Genomic DNA, 24,656 nt, shown 5'->3' on the forward strand with positions numbered 1-24,656 from the left:
GCAGCAGGCCGACTCATACGGGCTGCCTTGCAGGCGGTCGACAGGTTACCGGCGACAGCAAACTAGCTGGTCACGGCGCGATCTCCGGCTTGCTCGGGTCACCGTTCATGGCGACGAGGTACGCCGCGTAGCGGGTGAGGCGCCAGTCGGTGACTTCGCGTTCGGCACCGGAGCCGAGCGTGACCATTTTCGGGGCCTCCCGAAATTGGTCCTGAGCTGCGGATTCTCCAAGGGCGTTCTCCGCTGCGCTACGGGCTCGGTTCACCGACCTGGCGAAGTACTCCCAGCGCGAGTAGCCAAGGACGTCCTGTAGCTCGCGGGCGGACCAGTATTCACGGCCCTGGTCGTCGACGTGGCGCCTACCCACTGCGACCATTTTCGCGGCCCCGCGGGATTGATCCTGACCTGCGGCGATTTTGCGTGTGTCCGCAACTAGCACAACCACTTTCGGCGCTGCCCGCTACGTGGAGCACGGCGGGGGCGGCATGGGCGCACGTCTGGGATGTGACGCGATTTAGCGCAACTTTGCTGTGGCGCTGGGGTATTCACACCGGCTGCCGAGCATTGTCAGACGACCGAACTTGGCGTCTGACCGGTTTCTAAGCAGTGGCTCAGTCGGGGCCGTAGCTGTCGCGATTGCGTTTGCGGTAGTGCCGCGCGCGCCGTGCGGCGCGAGTGCGTCGGCCGCCCTGCCTTGCCGTACCGGTGCGCGGGATAGGCGGTGGCAGCCGGAGGGGTGGAGGGGGCGTCGGAGGCGGTGGCGTGTCCAGCGGGAGGGGTGGCGTGAAGTGGGGGTCCGCGGCTTGCATGCGTTCCCATTTGTCGCGCGTGCGGTCACTGAGGTGGCGTGGGGCTACCTGTTGAGCGCGGCGGTGGATTTCCTCGGGCAGTATCCGCAGGTTCATCGGAGGCCACTTCGGATGACGCCGTTGCCTGTGCCGTGGTGGTTCCGGAGGGAGTGCGGCGTACATGCTGCGATCGCCGAGGTTGGCGCGCTGCCATAGGGGTGGGTGTTTCTGGGCACCGCCGGCGAGGAGATTGCCGACTTCTCGGTTGGTGAGGTGCGGTAGGTGGCGGCGGATCTCGGCGAGGCTGTGCCACTTCCCGTCGGCGAGGACGTCGTGGATGCGCTGTTGGTTTGCGCGTGCATCCGGGGACTGGTGTTCGTCGATGATGCGCACGGTGTGGTCCTTTCTGGCGCTGTGCGGCTCGTAGGCGTGCGTGAGGGTTGACCCTGGGGATTTGAGGGCGGAAGCCGCTCCGTGGGTTGTGGTCCTGCTCATGCGCACGGCGTCTACGGTCCGGTGATGTCACTCCAGTCGACAGCGGTCTCTACGCGGCCATTCCTGTGGTCGTAGCGAAGCGTGCAGGGACCGAACGGCTTATCGATCGGCTGCACGTGAGTTATTTCCACATGTGGGGCGCCCGGCGTGCCCGACAGCTCGAGGATGGAGTTCGCGCCTACGGCGAACGGGTAGGGGTTGATACCTGTACCGCGGTCGTGAAGCTCGATGATGTCGATTCCGGCGGCAAGGACTCTCTGTCGTGCGGCGTTCCAGTAGGCAAGGTTCTGGGGGTTGCTGAGGAAGTCGAGGAGCCAGTTGACCGTGTCGATGATGAGTCGGTCCCCTGCCCGTAGCCCTGCGGCTGTGCAGGCGTCGTAGAGGGTCTGTGTGGTGATGGCGTGGCGCAGTTCTCCTTCGCTGGGCGGCAGCACAGCGGCGCCTCTGATGTCGATGGTGAGACGGTGGTCGACGTCTGCGCGTTCGATGGGTGAGAGCGCGCGACGGTACACGTCATCTGACTTTCCGTAGTGCAGCGAGTAGTAGGCCATGAGGACGACGACGCGGTTCGCTGCGGTGACGGGTTGCCCGAGGGCGTCGGGGTTTGGGAGCCCGAGCGAGGCTCGCATGAGGCGGGCGGCGAGGATCGCTTTCCCGATGCCCGCCGGGCCGCAGATGGCAGTAATGCTGCCCTGCAAGGGGGTTTCCGGTGCCCGTCGGGCAAGAGGGATTGACTCGCTTCCCCACCACGCTTGGGGAGCAGTGCCCGCCGTGGCCCTACCCGTTCCGATCTTCTTCATCATCGCGCCTTTCGGTATGTGTGTTCGAGGACTGCGGGGGTGGTTGCCGGACATTTCTCCGGGGTTTGTGCGTTTCTCCCCCCTATAGGGGGGAGAGAAAACGCACTTGGGTGCGCACTTGCCCGCACTTGGTCGCGCACTTGCTTGACCAGCGGAAATGCGAGACGCGCACTTGGTCGCGCGAAATGGCACGAAAAAGCCCCGCACATGGGTCCGCACTTGGGTCGGGGTACGCACATGCCCCGCCGTCGTCGTTATGTGCTTGTCGTGCCCCCGCCGGGAACGGCGACGAGTGCGACCGTCCATGTGCTCGGGCTGCGTCCCCCGCCGCCTCCCCCGCCGGGTGCGCCCTTGTGCTCGAGCAGCACCCCTTTGGTGGTGAGTGCGGCGAGTTTGCGGCGTGCCTTGTCGACTTGGTTGCGGGTGGGGGCGGAGGTGCCGAACATGACGGTGGCGACGTCTTTGGCGGTCGCCCCCATCACCCCCGCCGTCCGCACGATCTCGGTGACGTCGGTCGCGCCATCGATGGTGGTGCGTCCGGTGTCGTGGTCATGGCGGAGCGTGTGGGGGCCGAACTCGTACATGGGCTGTTTCAGGTGGCTGAGTGTCACGTATGTGTCGCCTGCGTCGCCGGTGAGGACGAGAACGGACCCTGCGCCGTTGGTGAGCCAGGCGGAGCCGAACACGTCGGCGAGGGATTTGGGTGGGGTGCCGGAGCCGTCGCCGGACCGTTTCGTCATGTGGTGCAGTTCGAGCATGTCGATTCCCGCTGCCAGAACGATCTGCCGCGCGCGGTTGTATCCCGCGCCGACTGCGTCCTCGGATAGGCCGATGGCGGCGTCTTTTATGGAGTCGACGATGAGGCGGTCCCCCGCTTTCAGTCCCGCCGCGTAGCAGACGTTGAGGAGTTCTTCGGGGTTCTGTGCGATGTCGACGGACGGCGGTCCGAACCGGAGGATGAGGCGTTCCTGCATGGTCGGGTGGTCGGGCTCGGTGAAGATGCGGCCGTAGGCGCGGGTGATCTGCTGGGGGCGGTCCATCGCGAGAACGAGAACCCGCCGTGCAGGGACTACAGGCTGGCCGAGCACGTGCGTATCGAGTCCGATGGATGCCCGGACGAGTTGGGCGGCGATGGTGGTCTTTCCGAGGCCGGAGGTGCCGCACAGCATGAGCGCTTCGCCGCGTGCGGCGAGGACGAGGGACCCTTCCCCCCACCAGGCGGGCGGGACGGCGGGGGCACGGAGGATTGCATCACCGCCGAGCACGAACTCCGTCGGTAGGACGGGCGACGTGGGAGTGCTGGGATCGGATGTGGACGCCGTGGGGACGGCGGCCGGCGAAACCGTGGTGGGCGGAGTGGGAGTGCCGACTGCGGGCACCGAGGACGACAGGGATCGCATGAGAGCGCCAGCGGCGGTATGGGTGGCGGGGTCTTCGTAGCTGGCGGTGTCCTCTTCCCGGTGGAACGTCGCCCAGTCGCCGCCGTAGCGGGCGGTGAGTGCGTATTGCGCGCGGGTGTAGGCGCGGCCCGCTTCGAGGGCGGGGTGGGAGCCGCTGAACATGTAGAGGGGGTATGCGCCGTCGTCGCCGGGGGTGTATCCCTCTGTGCAGCCGTCGCCGTGGGTGATGGCGGAGCGCGGCGAGGAGGCGTCGGGGTGCTGCCACTGGGTGCAGTGGGGGCCGCATCCGCTCGGTCCGGTGTCGGTCCATCCGTCGGCGGAGAGCAGTTCGTGCCACGGGTGCGCGCGACTCCAATGGTCGAGGGGGGTGTCTCCCCCGCCGCCGGACGTCGTCGGGGAGGCGGTGCGCGCGCCGCGAGTCCCGGCGCTGCGCGGGCTGCGGGTACTGCGTGGTGTGGCGTGTGCGAGTTTGCTGGTGAGCCACGGGGCGGCGACGTCGATGGGGCTGCCGGTGTATTCGTAAGGGCCTTCGGTGCGTCGTGAGCCGGGCAGCATCACGTATTTGCCGGGTCCGCCGAGGATCGACCACTTTTCGGTGCTGCCGTTGATGGGGACGTCGGCGTTGTCTCCGTCGACATCGTCGGGCAGGACGTAGTAACTGTGCCCGCCATCCGAGTGTGTCCATGCCCCGCTGTCGTTGCGTCTACCGGGTGTGGTGACGGTAGGGCCGGGATGGTCGGTGTGGGCGTCGCGGTCTCCGAACCGGCGGGCGTTGTCGAACGCGGCGGTCTGGGTGGGGGTGTCGTAGTCGGCGACGATGAGCCGGGACGGGTGCAGGTGGACACCGAGGTTGGGAAGTTTTCCGGGGTAGTGGCGGAGAAACTCGGCGGTCATCTCGGCGATGCGCTGCGGGTCGTCGGTAGCGAGGTGGACGGCGTCGAGGTTGCGGCCGTGGGCGGTGTAGTCGCTCGAGGTCTGCTGTTCGGTGGTGAGGCAGTGGCGCCGGGATACGGGGGTTTTCTCGTTTCCGGGCAGCGTGTCGGGTGGGTAGACGAGGCAGAGGTGCAGTCCGGCGGCGGTGAGGGCTTCGACGGCGGCGCCGTACGTCTCGTGGTCGGTCCATCCTTTTGTGGCGACGCGGAAGGCTTCTGCGATTCTCTCGCCGCGTGCGTGCGCCGCGGTGAGTGTGGGGTTGATGTCGCCGACGCGGAAGGCCGGGCGGGCGGTGTCGTCGCTGTCGAGGGGGAACAGCGGCATTTGCGTGTCGGTCACGGCGCTCTTTCTCGCTTCTGTGTGTGTGGTGGTCTCCTTCCCGCTTCGGTGTGGGTGGCGGGGCGTGCTGGTGGGTGGTGCTCGGCGTGGTGGGTGGTGCTCGGGTTGCGGCTAGTAGTTGCCGCCCGCGGTGGTGGCCTGCGCGTATCGGTCGTTGTAGGCGCGGAGGTCGCCGAGGCGGTAGACGATGCGCCGCGCGCGGAGGTGGCTGACGGGGCCGCGGCCGTCGGCGCGCATGTTCCGCATGTAGGGCACCGTGTGGCCGACGTATTCGGCGGCGACGTGAAGGTTCACGAGGGCGTCGTCGGGGGTGTTGGAGTTGATGAGGTGGATGTCGGTGATGAGGCGGTGGTGCGCGCTGGTCGCCGAGGGGGTGCTCATGATGGCTTCTCGTTTCTGCTTGGAGGAGTAATGCGGATATTTCTAGACCGTCGAGAATAGCGGTGTCAACATCACTCAATCCGTCAGTAAAAGTTGCGCTAACAAGTGCCAGAGACGACAACACCGCAGTTCAGAGGGTACTTTCGCTAATTCGCGACAGGCCGACCTAGCCACCGACCCCATTACCTGCGCAAACACTATCTGCTAGTTGTAGCGACCGCAGTCAGACCAGTAGTCGAACGCGCTATTGTGTGCCACGTGAACGCACCACAACCCAACACATCACCCACCCGCACACCCACGCGTCGCAACGTCCGCTCCGGCATCGTCGACCGGTGGTACTCCCACCAGATCCTCCGAGACGCCGACGGCAACCCGATCCTCGACAGCAACGGCCGCGAACAACGCACCCCCACCTCGCGGCACGGTAAAGGCATGCGCTGGCAGGCCCGCTTCGTCACCCGCGACGGCCGCGAGGTCGGCAAATCGTTCGCCAAGAAAGCAGACGCTCAACGTTGGCTCGACGAGCAGACCGCCGACGTCACCCGCGGTGAGTTCATCCACAACGACCGGCAGTCCATCACCGTGGGTGCCATCGCCGAGACCTGGAAAGCCCACATCGAGCAGTTGAAGCCCTCAACGCGCGGCAGCTACCTGAACCGCTGGAGAAAGCACGTAGAACCCCGCTGGGGCGCCGTACGCCTCGCCGACGTCGAACACGCCGACATCGTGCAGTGGGTCGCCGAACTCCGCCAGGGCGAACAGTCCGCATCATCGATCGCCGAATGCTGGGGTGTCCTCAACCAGATCCTGAAAATCGCCACACGGGACGGGCGGCTGCTGCGCAACCCCGCCGCCGACGTCCGCCTGCCCAAGGCCACGCACGCCGAGCACAAGGACCTGCGGATCATCTCGCTCGCCGACCTGCGGACCCTCACTCAGATCGCCGACGACAGGTCGGAGCAGGACGGGACCATGATCCTCACGCTCGGCATGGTCGGGCTGCGGTTCGGTGAGCTCGCCGGCCTGCGGGTCGGTGACATCGACTTCGCAAAGCGCACCATGCGGATCGTCCGCAGCGCTACCGAGGTGGACGGTCACGTGCACGTCGGCTCCCCCAAGTCCGGGAAGCCGCGCACGGTCACATTCCCCAAGTCGCTCGCCGAACGCCTCCAGACGCTGACCGCCGATCGCCCGGCAGATGCCTACGTGTTCCAGCAGGGCGGCGTGGACGCGTCGGGACCATCACAGCCCACCCGCCGCACCAATTGGTCCAAACGGGTCTTCTCCCCCTCCGTGAGGAAAGCCGGGCTCGGTCCGCTTACCGTGCACGACTTGCGGCACTGCTACGCGGCGACAGCCATCGGACAGGGCGCGAGCATCTATGTGGTGCAGCGCCAACTAGGGCACGCGCGGCCGTCTATCACCCTCGACATTTACGGCTATCTGTTCGAGGAAGACCTCACGTCGGCGGCGGATCGGCTCGATGCCGCATTCGCTGCGCTCGACACCGGGGGGCAGGACGATGCAGACTCAGGTGACGACGTCGATGACGACACCGACGATTCTTCGGCCGCACAACCCGCGGCTGACCCCCTCGAAACAGGCTCGAGCTGAAGCGCTGCGGTCTCACTGCGGTCTAGGAGGGTACTGCGGTCCCACTCCGAACCCTGGAAAATCGCCTGACCTGCACTAACACTGGTGGGCGCGGAGGGTTTCGAACCCCCGACCGCTGGTGTGTAAAACCAGAGCTCTACCACTGAGCTACACGCCCGAAAATCGGCAACCGGAGGCTGCCGATTTCACATCAGGACTTTAGCGCGGCGAGCGCCCGGACCCAAGCCTGCTGGTCACGGGGCTCTCCGGGGCCGTTCTCCTCCGCGAATCGCACGATCCCGGCCTTGTCGATCACGAACGTTCCGCGGTTCGCGAAGCCGAGCTTGTCGTTGAACACGCCGTACGCCTGGGCCACCTCACCGTGCGGCCAGAAATCCGACAGCAACGGGAAGGTGTAACCCTGCTCCGCCGACCAGATCTTGTGGGTCGGGGACGCACCCACCGACACAGCAAGGATCGCGGTGTCGTCGTTCTCGAACGTCGGCAGGTCGTCGCGCACCGCGCACAGTTCGCCCTGGCAGACGCCGGTGAACGCGAGCGGGTAGAACACCAGCAGTACATTCTTGACGCCCCGGAAGCTCGACAGCGTCACTTCCTGGTTGTTCTGGTCCTTGAGCGTGAAATCGGGCGCCTCGGCGCCCACGGCGATCGCCATGGAGGTGGTGTCCTTCATTCGGAGGAAGTGGCGGCTCAGCGACGCGGACGGCCGGTCTTCGGCTGCACCAGCCGGCTACCGATCCAATCGCCGAGATTGGTCGCCGAGGTCTGAGTCAGGCCGGCCGTAGTCGCCGACTCGGCAATCTCACTGGGCTCGACATGATCGGGGCGACCCGTCTTCGGGGTCAGCACCCACACGACACCGTCCTCGGCGAGGGGGCTCACGACATCCATGAGGGCGTCCACGAGATCACCGTCGCTTTCCCGCCACCACAACAGCACGGTATCGACGACCTCGTCGGAGTCCTCGTCGAGTAGCTCCGTGCCGGTGACCTCCTCGATCGCTGCACGCAACTCGTCGTCGGTATCCTCGTCCCAGCCAAGTTCTTGCACCACGTGGTCGTGCTTGATACCGAGCTTCGAAACGTAGTTCTTGGCATCCGCCGCGGCGACCACGGTGGTTCCTCCTCAAGGTTGTGGTCGCGGAGGTTTCCGCGGACCGGTGTGACGTGCGATTGATCAAAGCGAACATGGTCGGGCGCCTGAACGCAACCCGAAACGCTGCGATTTCCAAGAGAATCTTCGAGAACGACGCTACGCGCACTCTTCCGAAGAGATGCATCCAGCCGCAACCCTGGCCCGATTTGCCGGGCCGCATCGTGCCCGACCCGGCACGATGGGGGAAGATGAGGGGTGCATCATGTTCAGATGTCGATGAGTCGGCCCCCACAAGGGCCGGCCTACGGAGTGGGCGCTACACCTGCGCGCCCCACCACGATGAGGAGCTGACGTTGACAGACCTGATCCACGGACCCGATTCCCGTGCGAACGCCACACCGGGCGTTTCGGGTACGGGCCCCTCGACCGACACCCCCGCCCCCACCACAGGCAACCGGGTTCGGGTCATCCGCGAGGGCGTGGCTTCCTACCTGCCGGATATCGATCCGGCGGAAACCGCCGAGTGGCTCGAGTCGTTCGACGGCATGCTCGAAGCGGCCGGACCTTCCCGAGCTCGCTACCTGATGTTGCGCATGCTCGAGCGCGCCGGTGAGCGCCACGTGTCGATTCCTGCCTTGACCTCGACCGACTACGTCAACACCATTCCCACCGAGAGCGAACCGTGGTTCCCCGGTGACGAAGAGGTCGAGCGCCGATTCCGCGCCTACATCCGCTGGAACGCCGCGATCATGGTGACCCGCGCGCAGCGGCCCGGAATCGGGGTCGGTGGCCATATCTCCACCTACGCCTCGTCCGCCGCCCTGTACGAGGTCGGCTTCAACCACTTCTTCCGCGGCAAGGATCACCCCGGTGGTGGCGACCAGATCTTCATCCAGGGCCACGCCTCTCCCGGCATCTACGCTCGCGCCTTCCTCGAGGGCCGCATACCCGCGGAGCAGATGGACGGATTCCGTCAGGAACACAGCCACCTGGCAAAGGGCGGAGCCCTGCCGTCGTATCCGCACCCGCGACTTCTCCCCGACTTCTGGGAGTTCCCGACGGTGTCGATGGGCCTCGGCCCGATGAACGCCATCTACCAGGCACGTTTCAACCATTACCTGGAAGATCGCGGCATCAAGGACACCTCGCAGCAACACGTGTGGGCGTTCCTCGGCGACGGCGAGATGGACGAACCCGAATCTCGCGGCCTCGCACACGTCGCCGCCACCGAGGGCCTCGACAATCTGACCTTCGTCATCAACTGCAACCTGCAGCGTCTCGACGGTCCGGTCCGCGGCAACGGCAAGATCATCCAGGAACTGGAATCGTTCTTCCGCGGCGCCGGCTGGAATGTCATCAAGGTGGTGTGGGGGCGCGAGTGGGACGCGTTGCTGCACGCCGACAAGGACGGCGCGCTCGTCAATCTGATGAACGTCACCCCGGATGGCGACTACCAGACCTACAAGGCCAACGACGGCGCGTTCGTCCGCGAGCACTTCTTCGGGCGCGACCCGCGCACCAAGGAACTGGTCAAGCATCTCACCGACCAGCAGATCTGGAACCTCAAGCGCGGCGGGCACGATTACCGCAAGATCCACGCTGCGTACAAGGCCGCGATGGAGCACAAGGGCCAGCCGACGGTCATCCTTGCCCACACGATCAAGGGGTACACGCTCGGTAAGCACTTCGAGGGTCGTAATGCGACCCACCAGATGAAGAAGCTCACTCTCGAAGACCTCAAGTACTTCCGCGACGTCCAACGGATTCCGATCTCCGACGCAGAGCTCGAGAAGGATCCGAAGGCGCCGCCGTACTACCACCCCGGTTTCGACGCGCCCGAGATCCAGTACATGCTCGAGCGTCGCCGGAATCTCGGCGGCTTCCTTCCCGAGCGCCGCACGAAGGCAGCGCCGCTGAAGCTGCCCGAAGAGAAGACGTACGACGTGGTCCGGAAGGGCTCGGGTAAGCAAGAGGTCGCCACCACCATGGCGGTCGTGCGTGTGCTCAAGGAGCTGCTCCGCGACAAGGAGATCGGCAAGCGCATCGTGCCGATCATCCCGGACGAGGCCCGTACCTTCGGCATGGATTCGTGGTTCCCGTCACTGAAGATCTACAACCGCAACGGTCAGCTGTACACCTCGGTGGACGCAGAACTCATGCTCGCCTACAAGGAGAGCGAGGTCGGTCAGATCCTGCACGAGGGCATCAACGAGGCCGGTTCGACGGCGTCGTTCACCGCGGTCGGCACGTCCTACGCGACCCACGGCGAGCCGATGATCCCGGTGTACATCTTCTACTCGATGTTCGGCTTCCAGCGCACCGGCGACGGCCTGTGGGCCGCCGCAGACCAGATGGCGCGCGGTTTCGTGCTCGGCGCCACCGCCGGACGCACCACCTTGACCGGTGAAGGCCTGCAGCACGCGGACGGGCACTCACTGCTGCTCGCCTCCACCAACCCGGCGGCTGTCACGTACGACCCGGCGTTCTCGTACGAGATAGCCCACATCGTGCGCGACGGACTTCGCCGCATGTATGGCGGCACCGAGGGTGTTGAAGGCTTCGGCGGCGAGAACATCTTCTACTACATCACCATCTACAACGAGCCGTACACGCAGCCGGCAGAGCCGGAGAGCCTCGACGTCGAGGGCTTGCTCAAGGGTATCTATCTGTACCAGCAGGGTGCGGGCTCGGGCCCGAAGGCGCAGATCCTCGCCTCCGGCGTGATCATGCCCGAGGCGTTGCGCGCCCAGCTGATGCTTGCCGACGAGTGGGGCGTCTCGGCCGACGTGTGGTCGGTCACCTCCTGGGGTGAGCTCCGCCGTGAGGGCATCGAGTGCGACCGTCAGGCCCTGCTCAACCCAGGCCAGGATCCCGTCGCGCCGTACATCCAGCGGGTGCTCGACGACGCTGCCGGACCGTTCGTGGCGGTGTCCGACTGGATGCGCGCGGTTCCCGATCAGATCCGCCAGTGGGTGCCGGGCGACTACACGGTGCTCGGGGCCGACGGGTTCGGATTCTCCGATACCCGGCCTGCAGCGCGCCGCGTGTTCAACATCGACGCGGAGTCGACGGTCGTGGCCGTGCTCGCTGCGCTCGGCCGCGAAGGTGCGATCGACGCCGCTCGCGCGGTCGAGGCAGCGGCGAAGTACCGGATCGACGATGTCGCTGCCGCTGCCGCGCCGACCTCGGATCCGGGTGTCGCCTGACGTCCGTCCACTCGTTTCCCGCGACTCGAGCATCGGTGAACCTCCCCGGGCCCTGTCCGGGTAGGTTCTTCGCATGGTCGACGAGCGGGAACCGCGCCGAACGATGCGCGCATCGGGTGTCCCCGCGGGACGCCCGATGCCGCCGGAGCGCCCCGAGCGCGCACCGCTGCCCGATGCTCTGTTGCGGCGCGTCAAGCAGTTCTCGGGGCGTATGTCCACCGAGGCCGTGCACGTCATGCAGGAGCAGTTGCCGTTCTTCGCGGACCTCGATGCGTCGCAGCGTTCGAACGTTCAGCTGATCATCCAGACGTCGGTCGTGGATTTCCTCGAATGGGTGCGCGACCCCGAGAGCGACATCTCGTTCAGCCTCGACGCATTCCAGGCAATTCCGCAGGATCTCGCGCGCAGACTCACCTTCCGTCAGACCGTCGACATGGTTCGCGCTGCGATGGAGTTCTTCGAGCAGTGGCTGCCTGCCTTGGCCCGGAACGAAGAACAGCTGATCGCGTTGACCGAGGCGATCCTCCGATACGGCCGTGAACTCGGCTTCGCGGCCGCGTCGGTATACGCGAGCGCTGCAGAGTCGCGGGGAGCCTGGGACACACGCCTAGAGGCGCTCGTGGTGGACGCGGTCGTACGTGGCGACACGGGGTCCGACATGCAGTCCCGTGCCGCGACGCTCAACTGGGACGCAACCGCGCCCGCGACCGTGCTCATCGGTTCGCCCCCGCCCGAAGAGGGGGTGTCCGCTGTAACCACGGTGCACACGATCGCGCGCGCACACGACCGCGCGGCATTGGCGGTCGTGCAGGGCGAACATCTGGTGATGGTCGTCAGCGGGGAGCTACTCGGCAGCCCCGAGGCCGTCGCATTCCGGGACGAGCTCATGTACAGCTTCTCGAGTGATCCCGTCGTCATCGGCCCGACGACTCCGTCGCTCGCGTCGGCGCACGCGTCGGCGGTCGAGGCGATGGCGGGGATGGAGGCAGTCGTCGGCTGGCCGGGTGCTCCACGTCCGGTGCACGCAACCGAGTTGCTACCCGAACGCGCGCTCTTGGGCGATCCAGGAGCAATCACGGCGCTCGAGGACGAAGTCGTGGCCCCGCTCGCGGCCGCCGGTTCGGCCCTTTCCGACACCTTGGACGCATACCTCGACAGTGGTGGTGCTGTCGAGTCCTGCTCGCGAAAGCTGTTTGTTCATCCAAATACCGTCCGGTACAGGTTGAGGCGAATCACCGAAGTAACGGGTCGGGACCCGACAAATCCGCGTGATGCATACGTGCTCCGAATCGCCGCAACCGTAGGTCGTCTGGCACAAAGTCATAACGAACTCCGATCCCCCACACCACCAGTCACTCGATTCACAATTCGCGAACAGGACACGTAACGGTTACGGGCGAGCTACCGATGGAGAACGCCGACGTGGGAATTTGTAGGAACCCTACAAATCCTGCTTCCACCTTTCATTCCCACCGACATCTCGGAGGAGCACCTTCAGGGTGTTCTCTGATCATCGTGATTTCGCTGCTTTCCCCCGGTCAGGGGTCTCAGACACCAGGAATGCTTGCTCCGTGGTTGGAGCAGGCCGGTGCTCGCGATCGAATCGAGCTCTGGTCCAAGGCGTCGGGGCTCGACCTCGAGCGTCTCGGCACCACCGCTACCGCTGAGGAGATCACCGACACCGCCGTCACCCAGCCGCTGGTCGTCGCGACAGCGCTGCTCGCGTTCGAGGCCTTGGAGGCACGCGGCGCGATCGCTGCGGACACCATCTCTGCCGGCCACTCGGTCGGTGAGCTCGCAGCAGCCGCGGTCGCCGGCGTCATCACAGCCGACGAAGCCGTCTCCCTCGCCGCGATCCGCGGCGCGGAAATGGCCAAGGCGTGCGCTCTCGAGCCGACGGGGATGTCTGCTGTCCTCGGCGGCGCCGAGGACGAAGTGCTCGCCCGGCTCGAAGAACTCGACCTGACACCCGCCAACATGAATGCGGCAGGACAGATCGTCGCTGCAGGACGCCTCGACGCGCTCGAGGAACTCGCAGCGAACCCGCCCGCGAAGGCACGTATTCGGTCACTCCCCGTGGCCGGTGCCTTCCACACCCGTTTCATGGCTCCCGCGCAGGACGCCGTCACCGCGGCAGCAGCGAAGATCACACCGAGCGATCCGGTACGTCCGCTGTTGTCGAACTTCGACGGAGCACTCGCTACCTCAGGATCCGATGCCCTCGAGCGAATTGCAGCGCAGGTCACCCGGCCTGTCCGCTGGGACCTGTGCACCGCGTACTTGAAGTCCGCTCAGGTCTCCGCGGTGGTGGAATTGCCGCCGGCCGGAACGCTGGTGGGAATCGCAAAACGCGAGATGCGTGGCACCCCCAACACCGCACTGAAGACACCGGCCGACATCGACACATTGGCCGAAACGCTGGTTCTCGGTTAGGTTGCTGCGCGCGCTGTGCACGCAACAACGCAGCGCGCGCAATACCGCAGTACCAGCACTCGAAGACTCCCGGAACAACCCGGGCACCGGGGCGGACGCCGTTCCCCCGGTTTCACACGACACAGTCGACAAACCCAAGAAGGGAGCCACGAAGTGGCCGCCACCCAGGAAGAAATCATCACCGGTCTCGCGGAGATCATCGAAGAGGTCACCGGTATTGAGCCCTCCGAGGTGACCATCGAGAAGTCCTTCGTCGACGATCTCGACATCGATTCGCTCTCCATGGTCGAGATCGCCGTCCAGACCGAAGACAAGTACGGCGTGAAGATCCCCGACGAGGACCTCGCAAGCCTGCGCACCGTCGGTGACGCTGTCTCGTACATCCAGAAGCTCGAGGCCGAGGGCGTTCAGGCCACCAACGACGGCGAATGAGCACAGCCGTGACCTCCCCTTCTCCTCGGACGCTACGAAACGTCGTCGTCACGGCTCTCGCGACGACGACGTCGATCGCAGGTGATGTGGATGCCACATGGAAGGGCCTCCTCGCCGGCGAGAGCGGGATCGGCACGCTCAGCGGGTTCGTCGACGACTTCGACCTTCCCGTCCGCATCGGCGGCACGCTGAAGGTCGACCCCGACGATTCATTGTCGCGGGTCGAGATCCGGCGGATGAGTTTCGTCGAACGGCTCGCGCTGACTCTGTCACGCACAGTGTGGTCGAACGCCGGTAGCCCGGAGGTCGATCAGGACCGTCTCGGTGTCGTCATCGGCACCGGCCTCGGTGGCGGCGACGCTCTCATCGACGCCGTCGACAAGCTCCGCGACGGCGGATACCGCAAGGTGTCCCCGTTCGTGGTGCAGATGGTCATGCCCAATGGTCCTTCGGCCACCGTGGGTCTCGAGCTCGGTGCGCGTGCGGGAGTCCTGACTCCCGTCTCGGCATGCTCCTCGGGATCCGAGGCCATCGCGAACGCCCACCGGATGATCGCCATGGGCGACGCCGATGTCGTCGTCACCGGCGGTGTCGAGGGACGACTCGATGCGGTTGCCACCGCCAGTTTCGCCATGATGCGCGCGCTGAGCACCCGCAACGACGACCCCCAGGGCGCCTCGCGCCCCTTCGACAAGGACCGCGACGGATTCGTGTTCGGCGAAGCCGGCGCACTGATGGTCCTCGAGTCGGAGGAGCACGCCAAGGCACGTGGCGCGACCGTTCACGCTCGCGTCCTCGGCTCCGGAATCACCTCGGACGGGTTCCACATCGTGGCACCCGATCCGGAAGGTACGGGCGCAGCTCGTGCGATGACCCGTGCAATCGAGACCGCCGGGTTGTCCAAGTCCGACATCGGGCACGTCAATGCTCATGCGACGTCCACCCCGATCGGAGACATCGCCGAGGCCAAGGCCATCGGCGCTGCGGTGGGAAATCATGCCGCAATCTACGCACCGAAGTCCGCGCTCGGTCACTCGATCGGCGCTGTCGGTGCACTCGAGGCAGTACTCACGGTCTTGGCTCTGCGTGACGGAGTCATTCCTCCCACGCTCAATCTCGAAAACCAGGATCCAGATATCGACCTGGATGTAGTGCACGGTGAACCGCGCTACGGGCAGATCGATTTCGCGCTGAACAACTCGTTCGGTTTCGGTGGGCACAACGTCGCTATCGCGTTCGGTCGGGCCTGATCCGACCGGCACAACGCCGCGCATGCGGTGGAGGTCCCGTTTAGGAGCCTCCACCGCACCCACCCCCACCGCGTTTCGCCCGAGGAGCACCCGATGACAATTCTGGATCCAGTCACCCAGCGCGACAGCGCAGTGGACCCCCGCGATCCGCTGGCCCGCCTCGAGAAGCTGTTCGATCCGGGATCGGTGGAACTGCTCCACCCGCGCGACAACTCCGGCGTCCTCGCTGCGATCGGTCGTATCGACGGTGTGCGCACCGTCGCCTACTGTTCGGACGCGACCGTGATGGGCGGCGCGATGGGTGTCGAAGGATGCCGGCACATCGTCCACGCGATCGACACTGCGATCGACAACGAACATCCCGTCGTCGGACTGTTCCATTCTGGCGGTGCTCGTCTCGCCGAGGGCGTCGAGGCCCTCCATGCAGTCGGCCTCGTCTTCGAAGCAATGGTCCGCGCCTCGGGCCACATCCCCCAGATTTCTGTCGTCCTCGGTTTCGCCGCAGGCGGCGCTGCCTACGGTCCGGCCCTCACCGACATCGTCATCATGGCCCCGGAGGGCCGCGTCTTCGTCACCGGACCGGACGTGGTGCGGAGCGTCACCGGGGAGCAGGTCGACATGGAGGCACTCGGCGGACCCGACACTCACACCAAGAAATCCGGTGTCGCACACATCGCAGCCCACGACCAGGAAGACGCGCTTCATCGCGCCCGCCGCCTCGTGTCGATGCTCGCAGAGCAAGGTCAATTCGATGTTGCAACCGCCGAACGTGGCGACACCGATCTCCGCGCGTTGATGCCCGAGTCCGCGCGTCGCGCATACGACGTGCGGCCGATCGTCCACGAACTGCTCGACAACGTCGATGGGGAATCGAGCTTCGAAGAACTTCAGGGCAATTGGGCTCGCAGCATCGTCACGGGGTTCGGGCGACTCGGCGGTCGTACCGTCGGAGTCATCGCCAACAATCCCCTGCGCCTCGGCGGCTGCCTCAACTCCGAGAGTGCCGAGAAATCTGCCCGTTTCGTACGCATGTGCAATGCCTTCGGCGTGCCCCTCGTCGTCGTGGTCGATGTTCCCGGCTATCTGCCCGGCGTGAGCCAGGAGTGGGAGGGCGTCGTGCGGCGCGGAGCCAAGCTTCTGCATGCCTTCGCTGAAGCCACCGTGCCGCGCGTTACGCTCGTGACCCGCAAAATCTACGGCGGTGCCTACATCGCCATGAATTCGCGCGCACTCGGCGCCACCGCGGTGTTCGCATGGCCGGAGTCGGAGGTCGCCGTCATGGGAGCGAAGGCCGCGGTAGGAATTCTGCACAAGAAGGCGCTCGCCGCCGCGCCCGACGACGAGCGTGAGGCATTGCACGACCGTCTCGCAGCCGAGCACGAGGCGCTGGCAGGTGGGGTCGGCCGAGCGATGTCGATCGGTGTGGTCGACGAGATGATCGAACCGTCGAAGACCCGCAGCACACTTGCAGCAGCGCTCGCCGCAGCACCGGCGCGCCGTGGCAGGCACAAGAACATTCCGCTGTAGTTCCGCGTAGGGGTCAGGGCCTGTCATCCGTAGATGACAGGCCCTGACCCCTACGCGTGTCGTCGGTGGATCTCGATCAGCCGACGTCGCGGCGAAGCCACGTGACTTCGGCGCCGTCGTCGCCGCTTCGGTAGGGCTCGAGTTCATCGTCCCATGCGGTGCCCAGGCAGCGGTGGATCTCACCCTCGACATCCGAGGAGGCCAGCATCGCCCGCAGGCGCATCTCCCCGATCACGACATCGCCGTTCGCACTGGTATTGCCGCGCCACAGTCCGAGATGCGGTACGTGGCTGTACCGCTCACCGTCGACTCCCTCGCTCGGGTTCTCGGTGATCTCGAACCTGAGCATGGGCCATACCCTCAATGCTTCGACCAACCTGGCTGCGGTGCCGACCGGCCCGGTCCAATCCACTGATGTGCGCAGCAGTCCTTCCCCCGCGGGCTGGCCTGTCCACGTCAAATCGGGGCGGCTGTCCAACGTGGACGCCAATGCCCATTCGATGTGTGGACACACCGCAGCCGGCGACGAATGGACGTAGACCACCCCGGTCGTCGCATCCGCGAACTGGTTCGATGCGCGCATACATTCACCTCCGATCAGACGAGGACGTCTTCCCCAACGACCTCTTCTTGAAGGCGACGCAATGCGGCTATCGACAGTGTGCCGGTGTTGCGCCTGTTTCGCTAGCGAACGGCAGAGGTTTTTGTGATCTCGCCCAGAACGGCGTCGTTGAACTCGGCCCACAGCGGCTTCGCCCACTCACCGAATGCCCGGTTTGTGAGTATTATGCACGCTGTGTCGATTTCGGGGTCGACCCAGAGAAAGGTTCCCGACTGACCGAAATGACCGAAAGTGCGCGGCGAATTCGCTGTGCCGGTCCAATGCGGAGTCTTCTCCCCTCGCAATTCGAAACCGAGACCCCAATCGTTCGGCTTGAACATTCCGTATCCCGGCACGAGTCCGTTCAGTCCAGGAAATTGCACCCGAGTCGCCTCGCCGAGGGTCCAGGGGGACACGAGAACCGGATTCAACAGCTCCGCGGCGAATCGAACCAGGTCATCCACCGACGAACTGGCACCGTGCCCCGCCGACCCCGACAACGTCGACGACCGCATGCCGAGTGGCTCGAACACGGCCTGGTGAAGATAGTCGGCGAACCGGATTTCGGTCTCACTCTCGACGAGATCCGCAAGGACCTCGAATCCGGCACTCGAGTAGATGCGTTTGCGTTCCGGCTCGGCCTGGACGGTCCGGTCACCGAATGCGAGCCCGGAGGCATGCGAGAGCAGGTGCCGCACCGTGGAACCCGGCGGGCCCGCAGGCTGGTCGAGGTCGACTGCCCCCTCTTCGACGGCGACGAGAAGCGCGTAGGCAACCAGCGGTTTGGTCACGGACGCGAGGGGATAGACCTCGGCTGCATCACCCACGGAGCCGACAACGCCGCCGTCGCGAGTGAGAACCGCGCCGGCGGCGTGATCGACGGGCCAACCGGAGATCAGAGAGAGGCTGTGCACCAGAACAGCCTACGGGGGCACCCGGTCAGACCAGGAGATCACCCGCACACTCGCTTGGTCACCAATCGGCTTCGGTGTACCGGATGACGCCGCGGATGTTCTTTCCGTCGAGCATGTCCTTGTAGCCTTCGTTGATCTGCTCGAGGTTGTACGTACGCGTGACCATGTCGGCCAGGTTGAGCTGACCGGAGCGGTACAGATCCAAAAGATTCGGGATGTCGACCCGCGCGTTGCAGCCGCCGAAAATGTTGCCCTTGAGGTCCTTCTGCAGCATCGAGAACAAGAACGAGTTCAACTTGACGTCCATGTCTGCCATGTAGCCCATCGCGGTGACGACACACTTGCCGCCTTTCGCTGTAAGGGTCAGCGAGGGATCGACGAGATCGCCGGTCATTTCACCGACGGTGATGATGGTCTTGTGGCACATCCTGCCCCACGTGATCTCCATGATCGGCACGATCGCTTCTTCGATGGAAGCGTATGCGTGAGTGGCGCCGAACTTCAGGGCCTGTTCGCGCTTCCACGGCACCGGATCGATCGCGAACACGTGGCGCGCACCGGAGGCCACCGCCCCCTGCAGGGCGCTCATACCCACACCACCGATGCCGATCACTGCGACGGAGTCCCCCGCCTTCACGTCGGCGATGTGCGTCGCCGAGCCCCAGCCGGTGGGAACGCCGCAACCCACGAGTGCGGCAAGTTCGAAGGGGATGTCCTCGCCGATCTTCACGACCTGGGTCTGATTGACCGTCATGTACGGCGAGAATGTGCCGAGGAGGCACATCGGGATGACGTTCTCGCCGCGCGCCTGCATGCGGTAGCTGCCGTCGGAGATCGCCTGGCCACTGAGGAGTCCCGCTCCCAGATCGCAGAGGTTCGATTGCCCGACCGCACACGACGGACACTGTCCGCACGCCGGGATGAAGGACAGGACGACATGGTCTCCCACCGCGAGCCCGACGACGCCGTCACCGACCTTGGTGATGACACCCGACCCCTCATGGCCACCCATCACCGGGTAGGACGGCATCGGTGTCGCGCCGGTGACGATGTGGTGATCCGAGTGGCACATGCCTGCAGCTTCCATGCGGATCTGCACTTCCCCCGCAACCGGATCACCGAGCTCGATCTCCTCGACCGACCACGGCTCGTTGAGTCCCCACAGCAGTGCACCCTTGGTCTTCATCTGGCTACGCCCTCCATCACATTGCAGCTTGTGCACGTGACACTAACCACAAAACGCCAGAATTGGAACAGGTTCTACCGGAATTCTTCGTTACCGCACATCCCACAGATGATGGACGTGCTCGTGAGCGAAATACAGCGCAAGTGTGCCGACGGTGAACGTGGCTCCGTCACCTCGTCGCCCGCTCCGCGAACGTAGTGCCACCGGCACTCCCGCGAAGGCCTCGGCAGCTCTGCCGTTCGATTCCGTCAACTCGCGAGCGACGGTCGCGGGGTCCTGATCTCCGTACGCGTCGTCGACCGCGGCGGCATCCTGATCCCAGTCCTCGAATGGCGGATCGTCCTGGGCAGCATCGATTCGAGTCGGCCTTGAAACACCCGGGCAACATCGCGCAGGTGCGCTGCATACTCGAGCGCCGACCAGGAGTCGTCGTTCGGCCGCAGTGCGGCATCGTCGCGCGACAAGACCGCAAGCCACCGCTCCGAGTTGCTGCGCACGAGGTCGAGGATGCGGTCGTAGACCATCGCTCCCGGGTCGAACCCACAGTCGGCGCACGCGCGCTCGACCACCCAGGTCCAGTCCTCGCCGTCCGGCCGGATCACCATGCTCCGACCTCAGTAGCCGACACGAACAGCACACTCTCATTGTAGAGAATGGCATTTCCGTCTAACGTGAACACCATGCCGGTATGCGGCAAGAAGCGACGCGACGGCATCGGACAACGGAGGACGACATATGACGACGAAGGCGCTCGCGCCCGACGTATCCACATGGCCGGCGGAGGACCCGCAGCTGATCGGCAGTCGCTGCGACGACTGCGCGGCGACGATGTGGCCGGCACAGCCCCGGTGCGCCCGCTGCAGCGGCGCCAACATCTCCGAGCTGCTGCTCCCCCGCCGCGGAACTCTCGTGGCGTGGACAACTCAGGGATTCGTCCCCAAACAGCCCTATGCCGGCAGTGAGACCGCTGAGAATTTCGAACCGTTCGCGTTCGGCCTCATCGAGCTCGGCGACGTGGTCCGCGTCGAGGCACGTCTCACCGAGAACGATCCATCGAAACTGAAGCCCGGCATGGAACTCGAACTCACCTTCGTGCCCTTCTACACGGACGCCGAGGGAACCGACATCGTCACCTGGGCGTTCGCGCCGATCTGATCTACCTACACCCGATCGAGGAGTCCAAAGAACTATGAACGACGTTGCCATCATCGGTGTGGGCCTTCACCCGTTCGGCAGATTCGGCGCCAAGTCGGCCATCGAGATGGCCGCTGACGCAATCCAACTCGCGCTCGAAGACTCGGGCGTGGCGTGGAAAGACATCCAGTTCGGTATCGGCGGCAGCTACGAAGTGGACAACACCGATGCCGTCACCCGACTGGTCGGCCTGACCGGAATCCCCTTCACCAACGTGTTCAACGCATGCGCCACATCGGCCAGCGCGATCGAGCAGACCGCCGACGGCATCCGCTCCGGCAAGTACGACATCGGTATCGCCGTCGGCACGGACAAGCACCCTCGCGGCGCTTTCACCGCCGACCCCGCGATGCTGGGTCTTCCGGCCTGGTATGCCGAGAACGGACAGTTCGTCACCACCAAGTTCTTCGGCATGAAGGCCAACCGGTACGTCATCGACCACGACATCTCGCACGAGACCTTGGCCCGTGTAGCCGCGAAGAACTACCGCAACGGTGGCAAGAATCCGAAGGCGTTCCGTCGCACCGAGTTCAGCCTGGACGAGATCCTCTCGTCGCCGATGCTCAACTACCCGCTGACCGCCAAGATGTTCTGCGCCCCCGACGAGGGCGCTGCCGCGGTCATCATGTGCCGCGGGGATCTCGCGGCGAAGTTCTCGTCGAACAAGCCCGTATACCTGCGGTCGACGGCGATCCGCACCCGTACATACGGTGCCTACGAAGTACACGCGACGTGGGCCGCCACCGAAGAGGATGTCTCCCCCACCGTGTACGCAGCGAAGGCCGCGTACGAGGCCGCGGGAATCGGTCCCGAGGACGTCGACGTCGCACAACTGCAGGACACCGACGCGGGTGCCGAGGTCATCCACATGGCCGAGACGGGCCTGTGCGCCGATGGCGACCAGGAGAAGCTCATCGCCGAGGGCGCCACCGAGATCGGTGGATCGCTACCTGTGAACACCGATGGCGGTCTCATCGCCAACGGCGAGCCCATCGGCGCCTCGGGCATCCGCCAGGTACATGAGCTCGTCCACCAACTCCGCGGCACCGCAGGCGAACGTCAGGTTCCCGGTAACCCGCGAGTCGGACTCGCGCAGGTCTACGGCGCGCCCGGTACCGCGGCTGCGTCGATCCTGTCGCTCTGAACACCAGCACCGACCGGTAGCGGGAGGGCCGCCCACGAGTGTTCCGTGGGCGGCCCTCCCGCCCAGCTCGCTTCGGAGTCGGCCGATCGGGCACCTCACGGCGGGCCCGGCCATGAGTAGCGCGCTGCTACTTGACTGCGATCGGGTTGAGCGGGGAGCCCACACCGCCCGGGATGTTGAGCGGGCAGGCAACGAACATGCACTCGTACACGCCGTCGGCGGCACAGTCCTCGGCAAGGGCTTCGAAGTCGAACATCTCACCCAAGAGCAGGCCCATGTCGCGGAGCGCGACCATGTGGAACGGAATCATCGGCCCACCCGAATTCACGCCGAGCGCCTCCACTGCGAGGTTGTCCGCACACACGGCCGCAATGCCACGGTCACGAGCCCACCGGGCGCATTCCCACGTGAGGCCCGGCGATCCGCTCAGTCCGACGTCGGCTCCGCGCCGATGCTGCGGATACGTGCCGGTACGCAACAACAGGATGTCGCCCTCGGACACGGTGATTCGTGCGTCGCCCAGTACGGCGTCGAGGATCTCCGGCGTGACCCGGGTTCCCGGCTCTAGATAATCGACACCGAGGTGGCGCGGTACGTCGGCGAGGATCCCGCGGGACACGACCCCTGCCACCAGATTCTGAATGGAGAGACGCTCTGCACCCCATGCAGTGACGGTGTCGTGATGGAAGCCGTTGTAGAGCAGGTCGTCGTACCAGACATGCGCCAGAGCATCGAAATGCGTCGTCGAATGGGTTCCGAGAATCAGCATGTCCTCGGACGAACACACCTCGAGGACTTGACCTTTCGGCATGTCACCGCGATATCGGGTCATGGTGTGGATCGGATTGAAGCGCCCACTGGTCCGGATGTCGTGGGGACCGTGCTCGTCGGCGGGCATCGACAACGAGAACGACGCCCCGCGCCGGACCGTCGCGGCGGCCTCCCGGACCTTCGCTGGCGTGAGCAGGTTGAGTGTGCCGCGCTGGTCCTCGGTACCCCAACGACCCCAGTTGCTCAGCTCGCGCCCGAGCTCGCGGACCCCGTCCATGTCGATCGTCGCCAATCCGGCCTCCCCGTCGTCGCCTACCAGAATTCAGATCCGGCACAACGAGAACATAATTCTCTCGGTGGCCATGGGCAACCCTTCAGCGTCGAATATTCGATCCGAACAACTCGTCCAGCTGTTCCGCCATGTACGAAATCGCAGTCTCCGAAGCAGTCGTCGCGGGGTAGGACAGATTCCAGATGTGCGGAACACCCTCGTGCACCTTGACGCGTACATCGACTCCGGCGTCCTCCGCCGTGCGCGCCAGCAACAATGCGTCATCCCTCAGAACCTCGGAATCACTGCACTGCACGATGAGTCGCGGCTGACCTTGCCAGTCACCGAGCACCGGCGAGACCATCGGATCCACCGCAGGATGACCACCCAGGTACGCTGCCGCCGCCTCCGTTGCCTGCTCCAGTGAGAACCGCTCATCAGTGTGCTCGTTCTCCAGGAAGCTATTCGCGGTGTTGCGCAGATCAGCCCACGGCGAGAAGAGGAACGCGCAGGCAGGTAGTGGGATCTCGAGCTGCCGAAGTCGCAGTGTCAGTGCCGCCGCGAGTCCACCTCCCGCAGAATCGCCCCACAACGCGAGGCGATCGCCCGGTACCGATCCAGCCACCCACCGGTACGCCGTGACCGCGTCGTCCAGGGCTGCCGGGAACGCGCACTCGCCGGAGAGCCGGTAGCCGACCGCGAACACCTGGGTCTCGCACCTCGCCGCAATCCGGGCGATACTGTCGGCAAAGATCTGCGGCGAGCCCTTCCGGTAGCCGCCGCCGTGGAAATGCAGCAGCGCCGCATCCGGTCGAGCGCCTGCGGGCCGCACCCGCAGCATCGGCACCGGCGCGGAATCGAGCGCCTCGATCTCGACGCCCATGCGCCCACTCGTCGAAGCGGGTTCTGTGTCGGTCATAACCATCCTCATTGTCACATCGTCAGAGCGGCTCGCCCCAATCATGATTCGGCGCACGGCCGCCGATCTGACGAGTCAGAAGCTGAGCCGACGCAATCACCGGTTGCGCGGCAGCGGGAATCGACCTGCCGTCCATCTCACCGAGGTGAAGAAGCGTGAGGCAGAACGCAACGCGCCCATCGGGATCGAACACGGGGACCGCAATGTTTCCTATGTTGTACACGGCGTCCGGCTCGAATTCCAGCACCGCATAGTCGGGTAGCTGCTCGAAGAACTGCTCCAGCAGGGATTCTCGCAGATCGCGATCGTTCGGACGCTCCGCGAGCTTCTGCGACACCGAGGGCCGACCAGGGCGCAGGTCGTCGAGTCCGATCGAATAACCCCGCTGCCGCACCACCGAACCGTACGCTCGGAGATATTCGGCGACGCGTTCCTGTAGTTCCTCGGGTAGTTCGGCGATCCATTCACGCCCCTCCGAAGGCGGCATCCACGCCAGGAACGGCTGTCCGATCGGTGGCTGAAGCGGAATGCGCTGCCCCGGCGCAAGCTCGACCGATCGACCTGTCGGCTTTCCCTCCACCGCAATGCAGAGCACGTCGCGGCCCACTTGGACCGTGCCGGAGCATTCGAGACCCGTGGCTTCGGCCAGGTTGACCATCTCGATACGCGCGAGGTCGATGACGGGGAGGGCGTCGGCTGCCGCATGGCCGACCGCCGCCGCGGCAGGACCGAGTGTGTACGTCTTGTGACGCGGATGCCGCGAGACGTATCCCTCATCGTTCATCACCTTGAGCACAGCAAACATCGATCCGGGACTCACATCCAGCGCCCGGGAGAGCTCGCTCAGCGTGAACGTGCCCCGCTGATTCGCGGTCAGGAAGTCGAGCACTTGGAGTGCGCGCCGCGCCGAGAGAGCCATCCACATCCTTTTCTTGAAGATCGTTGACGTCGATACCAGCT

Annotated in this window: 22 protein-coding genes, 1 tRNA gene and 1 pseudogene; 9 read left to right on the forward strand and 15 right to left on the reverse strand. The window is 65.3% G+C overall.

Annotated features, from left to right (window positions below; translation table 11 throughout):
• Nucleotides 1–70: 70 nt before the first annotated feature.
• From ACTDXD_RS26530 to ACTDXD_RS26550, 5 genes are all read right to left on the reverse strand, one after another.
• Nucleotides 71–367 carry a BRO family protein gene (locus ACTDXD_RS26530; RefSeq protein ID WP_440125112.1) on the reverse strand — a complete coding sequence of 99 codons (297 nt, stop codon included), beginning with the start codon at nt 365–367 and terminating at the stop codon, nt 71–73.
• Nucleotides 368–611: 244 nt separating this feature from the next.
• Nucleotides 612–1,181, reverse strand: a complete 570-nt coding sequence (locus ACTDXD_RS26535; RefSeq protein ID WP_440125113.1) for a hypothetical protein — start codon at nt 1,179–1,181, stop codon at nt 612–614.
• A gap of 113 nt (nt 1,182–1,294) precedes the next feature.
• Nucleotides 1,295–2,086, reverse strand: a complete 792-nt coding sequence (locus ACTDXD_RS26540) for a hypothetical protein (protein WP_440125114.1) — start codon at nt 2,084–2,086, stop codon at nt 1,295–1,297.
• Between the two features lie 251 nt (nt 2,087–2,337).
• The gene (locus ACTDXD_RS26545) at nt 2,338–4,755 is read right to left on the reverse strand and encodes a bifunctional DNA primase/polymerase (protein ID WP_440125115.1); all 2,418 of its coding nucleotides are present in this window, start codon (nt 4,753–4,755) and stop codon (nt 2,338–2,340) included.
• A 111-nt stretch (nt 4,756–4,866) separates the two neighbouring features.
• Nucleotides 4,867–5,136 carry a hypothetical protein gene (locus tag ACTDXD_RS26550; protein WP_440125116.1) on the reverse strand — a complete coding sequence of 90 codons (270 nt, stop codon included), beginning with the start codon at nt 5,134–5,136 and terminating at the stop codon, nt 4,867–4,869.
• A gap of 258 nt (nt 5,137–5,394) precedes the next feature.
• Between ACTDXD_RS26550 and ACTDXD_RS26555 the strand changes: the two genes are divergently transcribed.
• Nucleotides 5,395–6,753: a tyrosine-type recombinase/integrase gene (locus tag ACTDXD_RS26555; RefSeq protein ID WP_440125117.1), complete on the forward strand. Its 1,359-nt coding sequence runs from the start codon at nt 5,395–5,397 to the stop codon at nt 6,751–6,753.
• A gap of 82 nt (nt 6,754–6,835) precedes the next feature.
• Here the strand turns inward: ACTDXD_RS26555 and ACTDXD_RS26560 are convergent.
• The 3 genes from ACTDXD_RS26560 to ACTDXD_RS26570 all read right to left on the reverse strand — a co-directional run bounded on the left by ACTDXD_RS26560 (nt 6,836) and on the right by ACTDXD_RS26570 (nt 7,866).
• Nucleotides 6,836–6,910 (reverse strand) — tRNA-Val (locus ACTDXD_RS26560).
• A 33-nt stretch (nt 6,911–6,943) separates the two neighbouring features.
• The gene (locus tag ACTDXD_RS26565; RefSeq protein ID WP_440127814.1) at nt 6,944–7,408 is read right to left on the reverse strand and encodes a peroxiredoxin; all 465 of its coding nucleotides are present in this window, start codon (nt 7,406–7,408) and stop codon (nt 6,944–6,946) included.
• A gap of 35 nt (nt 7,409–7,443) precedes the next feature.
• Entirely contained in the window at nt 7,444–7,866 is a 423-nt protein-coding gene (locus tag ACTDXD_RS26570; protein WP_169686273.1) for a DUF3052 family protein, read from the reverse strand.
• A gap of 335 nt (nt 7,867–8,201) precedes the next feature.
• On the opposite strand from ACTDXD_RS26570, the gene aceE reads away from it, so the two are divergent.
• The 6 genes from aceE (at nt 8,202) to ACTDXD_RS26600 (ending at nt 16,696) form a co-directional block, all read left to right on the forward strand.
• Nucleotides 8,202–11,054, forward strand: a complete 2,853-nt coding sequence (gene aceE / locus ACTDXD_RS26575; RefSeq protein WP_440125118.1) for a pyruvate dehydrogenase (acetyl-transferring), homodimeric type — start codon at nt 8,202–8,204, stop codon at nt 11,052–11,054.
• 103 nt (nt 11,055–11,157) lie between these two features.
• Nucleotides 11,158–12,441 (forward strand): PucR family transcriptional regulator, encoded by a 1,284-nt coding sequence (locus ACTDXD_RS26580; RefSeq protein WP_440127815.1) that lies wholly within the window; start codon nt 11,158–11,160, stop codon nt 12,439–12,441.
• A 128-nt stretch (nt 12,442–12,569) separates the two neighbouring features.
• Nucleotides 12,570–13,487 (forward strand): acyltransferase domain-containing protein, encoded by a 918-nt coding sequence (locus tag ACTDXD_RS26585; protein WP_169686269.1) that lies wholly within the window; start codon nt 12,570–12,572, stop codon nt 13,485–13,487.
• Between the two features lie 153 nt (nt 13,488–13,640).
• Entirely contained in the window at nt 13,641–13,919 is a 279-nt protein-coding gene (gene acpM / locus ACTDXD_RS26590; protein ID WP_169686267.1) for a meromycolate extension acyl carrier protein AcpM, read from the forward strand.
• Nucleotides 13,916–15,169 carry a KasA/KasB family beta-ketoacyl-ACP synthase gene (locus ACTDXD_RS26595; protein WP_440125119.1) on the forward strand — a complete coding sequence of 418 codons (1,254 nt, stop codon included), beginning with the start codon at nt 13,916–13,918 and terminating at the stop codon, nt 15,167–15,169. Before acpM ends, ACTDXD_RS26595 begins: the two co-directional genes overlap by 4 nt.
• A 93-nt stretch (nt 15,170–15,262) precedes the next feature.
• Nucleotides 15,263–16,696 (forward strand): acyl-CoA carboxylase subunit beta, encoded by a 1,434-nt coding sequence (locus ACTDXD_RS26600; RefSeq protein ID WP_440125120.1) that lies wholly within the window; start codon nt 15,263–15,265, stop codon nt 16,694–16,696.
• Between the two features lie 76 nt (nt 16,697–16,772).
• Here ACTDXD_RS26600 and ACTDXD_RS26605 read toward each other — a convergent pair whose 3' ends face one another.
• From ACTDXD_RS26605 to ACTDXD_RS26620, 4 genes and pseudogenes are all read right to left on the reverse strand, one after another.
• Nucleotides 16,773–17,279: a DUF3145 domain-containing protein gene (locus ACTDXD_RS26605; protein ID WP_440125121.1), complete on the reverse strand. Its 507-nt coding sequence runs from the start codon at nt 17,277–17,279 to the stop codon at nt 16,773–16,775.
• 101 nt (nt 17,280–17,380) lie between these two features.
• Nucleotides 17,381–18,211, reverse strand: a complete 831-nt coding sequence (locus ACTDXD_RS26610) for a serine hydrolase domain-containing protein (protein WP_440125122.1) — start codon at nt 18,209–18,211, stop codon at nt 17,381–17,383.
• A 58-nt stretch (nt 18,212–18,269) separates the two neighbouring features.
• Nucleotides 18,270–19,397: an NDMA-dependent alcohol dehydrogenase gene (locus ACTDXD_RS26615; RefSeq protein WP_440125123.1), complete on the reverse strand. Its 1,128-nt coding sequence runs from the start codon at nt 19,395–19,397 to the stop codon at nt 18,270–18,272.
• 90 nt (nt 19,398–19,487) lie between these two features.
• Nucleotides 19,488–20,002 (reverse strand): annotated as a pseudogene (locus ACTDXD_RS26620) (DinB family protein).
• Between the two features lie 130 nt (nt 20,003–20,132).
• Here ACTDXD_RS26620 and ACTDXD_RS26625 point away from each other — a divergent pair.
• Together ACTDXD_RS26625 and ACTDXD_RS26630 are read left to right on the forward strand one after the other, a co-directional pair.
• On the forward strand, nt 20,133–20,552 hold the full coding sequence (locus ACTDXD_RS26625; protein ID WP_440125124.1) for a Zn-ribbon domain-containing OB-fold protein: 420 nt from the start codon (nt 20,133–20,135) through the stop codon (nt 20,550–20,552).
• Between the two features lie 34 nt (nt 20,553–20,586).
• Nucleotides 20,587–21,735 carry a thiolase family protein gene (locus tag ACTDXD_RS26630; RefSeq protein WP_440125125.1) on the forward strand — a complete coding sequence of 383 codons (1,149 nt, stop codon included), beginning with the start codon at nt 20,587–20,589 and terminating at the stop codon, nt 21,733–21,735.
• Nucleotides 21,736–21,862: 127 nt separating this feature from the next.
• On the opposite strand, the gene ACTDXD_RS26635 is transcribed toward ACTDXD_RS26630, so the two are convergent.
• The 3 genes from ACTDXD_RS26635 to ACTDXD_RS26645 all read right to left on the reverse strand — a co-directional run bounded on the left by ACTDXD_RS26635 (nt 21,863) and on the right by ACTDXD_RS26645 (nt 24,615).
• Entirely contained in the window at nt 21,863–22,798 is a 936-nt protein-coding gene (locus ACTDXD_RS26635; RefSeq protein ID WP_440125126.1) for a cyclase family protein, read from the reverse strand.
• Nucleotides 22,799–22,880: 82 nt separating this feature from the next.
• Entirely contained in the window at nt 22,881–23,696 is an 816-nt protein-coding gene (locus tag ACTDXD_RS26640) for an alpha/beta hydrolase (RefSeq protein WP_440125127.1), read from the reverse strand.
• A gap of 22 nt (nt 23,697–23,718) precedes the next feature.
• A complete protein-coding gene (locus ACTDXD_RS26645) occupies nt 23,719–24,615 on the reverse strand; it encodes an IclR family transcriptional regulator (protein WP_440125128.1) in 897 nt (298 codons plus the stop codon).
• Between the last annotated feature and the right edge of the window lie 41 nt (nt 24,616–24,656).

This window comes from Rhodococcus sp. SJ-3 (genome assembly GCF_051918125.1).
In the GTDB taxonomy this organism is placed as follows: domain Bacteria; phylum Actinomycetota; class Actinomycetes; order Mycobacteriales; family Mycobacteriaceae; genus Rhodococcus.